This window comes from Ruminococcus sp. (genome assembly GCF_017650195.1).
GTDB lineage: Bacteria > Bacillota > Clostridia > Oscillospirales > Ruminococcaceae > Ruminococcus.
In genome coordinates, this window is sequence record NZ_JAGCFH010000066.1 from 1 (window position 1) to 4,460 (window position 4,460).

General features: G+C 40.9%; 4 protein-coding genes, 3 tRNA genes and 1 pseudogene. 2 read left to right on the forward strand and 6 right to left on the reverse strand.

Annotated elements, in window-relative coordinates:
* From J6U00_RS02725 to J6U00_RS02750, 6 genes and pseudogenes are all read right to left on the reverse strand, one after another.
* Positions 1 to 351, reverse strand: a 351-nt coding sequence (locus tag J6U00_RS02725) for an ATP-binding protein (protein ID WP_296578521.1), incomplete at its 3' end; no start/stop codon positions are given.
* A 258-nt stretch (positions 352 to 609) separates the two neighbouring features.
* A pseudogene (locus tag J6U00_RS02730) lies at positions 610 to 963 on the reverse strand (HEPN domain-containing protein); the annotation flags it as partial.
* A gap of 29 nt (positions 964 to 992) precedes the next feature.
* A complete protein-coding gene (locus J6U00_RS02735; protein WP_296578524.1) occupies positions 993 to 1,334 on the reverse strand; it encodes a nucleotidyltransferase domain-containing protein in 342 nt (113 codons plus the stop codon).
* 174 nt (positions 1,335 to 1,508) lie between these two features.
* Positions 1,509 to 1,585, reverse strand: a tRNA-His gene (locus J6U00_RS02740).
* 6 nt (positions 1,586 to 1,591) lie between these two features.
* A tRNA-Arg gene (locus tag J6U00_RS02745) sits at positions 1,592 to 1,668 on the reverse strand.
* A gap of 35 nt (positions 1,669 to 1,703) precedes the next feature.
* Positions 1,704 to 1,777 (reverse strand) — tRNA-Gly (locus J6U00_RS02750).
* Positions 1,778 to 2,450: 673 nt separating this feature from the next.
* Here J6U00_RS02750 and J6U00_RS02755 point away from each other — a divergent pair.
* Positions 2,451 to 3,335: a sugar ABC transporter permease gene (locus J6U00_RS02755; protein ID WP_296578526.1), complete on the forward strand. Its 885-nt coding sequence runs from the start codon at positions 2,451 to 2,453 to the stop codon at positions 3,333 to 3,335.
* The gene (locus tag J6U00_RS02760; RefSeq protein WP_296578528.1) at positions 3,335 to 4,276 is read left to right on the forward strand and encodes a carbohydrate ABC transporter permease; all 942 of its coding nucleotides are present in this window, start codon (positions 3,335 to 3,337) and stop codon (positions 4,274 to 4,276) included. Before J6U00_RS02755 ends, J6U00_RS02760 begins: the two co-directional genes overlap by 1 nt.
* Positions 4,277 to 4,460 lie beyond the last annotated feature (184 nt).

The following is a 4,460-nucleotide window of genomic DNA, read 5'->3' on the forward strand; positions in this document are numbered from 1 at the left end:
GCATGGACGCTCTGATATATCTATTGGAGGTATCTCAGCTGAAACAACGTTCTTACCGTCTAATTCAACAACGGTGAAGACAGCTCTGACAGGCGGCTCCATCTGCTCGCACTGGTTCATCACGCTTTTCTGAAGCTCCTGAACATCGTCAACGCCTGTTACGGCAAAGCCCTCGTTTTCGTACAGACCGAACACTATAACGCCGCCGTCGTCCTGATTAGAGAAGCTGGATAGGGTATCAAACAGCCTTTCAGTCGCCTGCGTTTTGCTGCGCTTGACCTCAACTGTTTGAAATTCTGCCTGAGCGTTTTGAATCTTTTTTACAATGTTTTTTAAATCTATCTCGTTCATTTTAAATTTCACCGCCTTGTATTTCAAATCTTACCATAGAATTTTAAATTTGTCAATAAGATTTTAAATGTTATTGTGGAATTTTAAATCGAATTTAAAATTTTGGAGTCAGAATTGGTAATAGCTGAGCATTTATTTGAAGAATGATACAGAAAGTCCCCGCGATTGCGGGGACAAACTTTGTATACGCTTGTTAATCATTTCTCTTTAGTGACATCCTCCCACCTGTAGAGGTCGGAGACTTCTAGCGAAAAGAGGTTAAACATATTTTTTATCAAGGAACTCGGCGATAGTCGTGATTACATATTCAGCCTTCTTTATCTGCTCGTCTGCCTCATCTATCGCAACAATGTAAAAATCCTGATAATCAGCCTTTTCATGAAGTCTGTATGCAGAGCTTATCATCTTCGATATATCACGGCTGAAAATTTCTGATTTGATGTAATTCAGATTGAAGTAGGAAATAATTCCCGAATGCTTGCTTGAATCAAATACGTCAAGAGCAAGAACAGCTCTGAGTGCGTGAAATATAGCATAATAGGAGCGATTTACCGAAGAATGGTATTCTGTTGCATCAAACAGCAGTTTAGCGGCTTTAAGATCGGCTTTTGCAGTTTCAAGCCTGTACTATGAAAGAGCGATTATGCTGCTGTCCATAGCGTATTGCCATCCTTCGAGATATTCTTGTAGAAAGGCAGTATTTCTTTCCACTGCTCAAACATTTTCTCCTCAATATCAACTATTGAGAAAACTCTGCCATATTTCAGATTAAGGTCGACCATGAGGTCACTGAGAGCGTCTTCCTGCTCAGCTGAAAGAGCGTTATTGAGGATAACAGCTATATCAACATCAGATTCATCAGAATCAGTTCCTCTTGCAACTGAGCCATACAAAACTATCGCAGCGAGATTGCTCTCCATAATAGCAAGCAGCCCATTTATCAATCCTTTGACTGCTTCCTGACTCAAAGATGTCTGTTTCATATCGCGACCTCCTTCGTAATTGTTGTTTATATTAAATCACATAGCAGAAAAATAATCAAGGATAAACCAAGGGCTGAATAGCTGTGTATAATCAATCGAGATGACTGTATTAGAAAAAATCTTAGAAAACTAACGAAAAAGGCACCTTCGATCTCTCGAAAGTGCCTATTCTTATGGGGTGGGAGATGGGATTCGAACCCACGATCTTCGGGACCACAATCCGACGCTTTAACCAGCTAAGCTACACCCACCATATATGGCGCGCCTTGCTGGATTCGAACCAGCGGCTTACTGCTTAGAAGGCAGTTACTCTATCCAGCTGAGTTAAAGGCGCATTGAAAAGTTATGCAGCATAGATGCTGCATTAATTGGAGCGGGTGATGGGAATCGAACCCACGTGTTCAGCTTGGAAGGCTGACATTCTACCATTGAACTACACCCGCATATTGAGTTTCAACAGGTAACATTATACCACAGTGAAAAATATAAGTCAATAGAGTACATCAAAAAAAGTCAATGTGCACAAAAAACGCATGCCCCTGCGGCTGCTTTTGAACGATAGAACAACCGTATTAGTCATTAGTACAGTTCTCTCATTCGCCTACTTCCTTTTTGGCTGACTATAATCAACGTGTCCTCAGACTAATTTTACCGTCTCAAAATGAGTGACCAAAAGATGCGGTTTTCCCATATTTTGCGCAGTTTACAACGTTATGCAAAATATTTGCAAAAGCTATTGACAAAAGCATGTCAAAGTGATATCATAATACCTGTAGGAACCGTATTATCATTATTAGTACAATCATATCAGTTGCGTTTCCTTTTTTCTAATTCATCCTTGTGACGGAAGTGCAGGACAGTCTTTGCAGCGCTGTGTAACTCACGCGTAAATATTGCGAATTTTCGGGAAAAGAAATGCAAAATATTTGCAAAAAGCATTGACACTCTATTGTTAACGTTGTATCATAGTATTTGTAAAGAATATGTTCGCAAAAGTTAAAATGAAAACTTTTCTTAACGTTGCAACTTTTTCGACGCTGAACGACACTAATATATAGAAGTCTTTTACAATATAGAAGAACAAAAGAAATCATATAACAGAAGGACGGTGATAACATGAAAAAAACAAATAGCCAGTGCGGCAGAAGAGGAGAGCGCATCTTCAGCAACCTTTGTGTGCTGCCAAGCCTTCTAGGCGTGCTCATATTCTTCCTGATACCGTTCTGCATTGTTATCTACTATTCTCTGATAAACAATCCGATTTCCGCACAGTTTGTCGGCCTTGAAAATTTCAAGCGGCTATTCCAGTCAACAGCGTTCAAGAGCGCATCAATCAACACCTCAACATTCTCGCTCATTTCTGTTCCGCTCGTGCTGGTGATCTCTCTCTGGCTTGCAACTCTGCTGGAAAGAAATATACCATATAAGAGTGTGATAAGAACTTTCTTCCTTAGCCCTATAATGGTGCCGACTGCATCAGTAGTTCTGGTATGGCAGGTACTCTTCCACAATCACGGCACTATAAACCAGATCCTCGAAATGTTCGGGGTACAGAGTATAGACTGGATGAAGTCAAGTCACGGACAGCTTATCATCATCGCGATGTTCCTCTGGAAAAACATCGGATATAACATGATCCTGTTCATGGCGGCGCTCGCCGCAGTACCAAGAGACATACTCGAGGTTGCAGAGCTGGAAGGAGCCGGAAGGATATATCAGTTCTTCCACATAAAGCTCAGATATCTCTCCCCTACCATACTCTTTGTACTTATTCTTTCGCTTATTAACTCATTCAAGATATTCCGCGAGGTCTACCTTCTCACAGGCGACCATCCTTATGATAAGATGTATATGCTGCAGCACTTCATGAACAACACGTTCAACAGCCTCGATTATCAGAAGCTGTCAGCCGCGGCAGTGCTCTTCTCCCTGGTAATGATAGTTATCATCGCTGCACTCCTTATAGCCGAGGAAATATTCGGAAAGGACGTGGAGAGCTGATGAGCAGACATACAAAAAAGCGCATCTTCAATATTATAATAATGCTGTTCACTGGCATATGCGCGATACTCTTCCTGATGCCTACAGTGCTGACCATCGCAAACTCGTTCATGACATCGAACGAAATAACCGCAAACTACGGAGCGATGATCGGAAACATGACAGACAGCAAAAAGGTTTTTATATCAGAAAATGTTAACCTCAAGTTTATTCCGGACAAAGTCACACTAGACCAGTATTCAAGCGTTCTGCTGAAAAGCCCGGATTATCTTATCAAATTCTGGAACTCAGTAATACTTACAGTTCCGATAACAGTATTCCAGATACTCCTTGCTATACTTACAGCATACGGATTCTCACGCTACCCCAACAAGTTCAAGAGCATTATCTTCTTTGCATATCTCATACTTATGATAATGCCATATCAGGTAACACTTGTACCTAACTTCCTTGTAGCTGACTTCATCAAAGATAACGTAGGAGCGATGTTCGCCTCAGAGCCGGAGAAGATGCCGAAATTCATTTCAAATATGCGCTGGGCAGTAATACTCCCGGGTATATTCTCTCCGTTCAGTATCTTCCTTCTGACAAAGGTTATGAAGCGCATACCGATCTCATATGTGGAGGCTGCAAAGCTCGACGGGGCTAATGAGCTTCAGATCCTTACCAAGATACATATGCCGCTGTGCAAGGGAGCAATAGTTTCCATAGCGATGCTGGTATTCATTGATTACTGGAACATGGTAGAGCAGCCGCTTGTCCTAATGAAGGATACGGATCTTCACCCGCTTTCAGTATTCCTCTCACAGATAAACACGGGAGATATCGGACTGGCATTCGCGGTCGGAACCGTATACATGGTACCGACAATACTGATGTTCCTCTATGGTGAAGATTACCTCGTAGAAGGAATAACATACTCAGGCGGTATCAAGGGTTAAATCATAAAAGTCATAACAAACTCATTAAGGAGTTGTTTTTATGAAGATTATAAGTAACAGAGAATGTTATGTTCAAAAAGATGATTTAGTTTACTTAATTGATAATGATTATAATGTTCCTAGTGAAATAATTTATAATCTTACAAGAGCAGTTAATGATGAATCAGATTTTGTTAAAATTGAA

Excerpts from the sequence above, each read along its gene's own strand:
- J6U00_RS02735 (WP_296578524.1), bottom strand. The coding sequence starts at position 1,334 with ATGAAACAGACATCTTTGAGTCAGGAAGCAGTCAAAGGATTGATAAAT.
- J6U00_RS02755 (WP_296578526.1), top strand. The coding sequence starts at position 2,451 with ATGAAAAAAACAAATAGCCAGTGCGGCAGAAGAGGAGAGCGCATCTTC.
- J6U00_RS02760 (WP_296578528.1), top strand. The coding sequence starts at position 3,335 with ATGAGCAGACATACAAAAAAGCGCATCTTCAATATTATAATAATGCTG.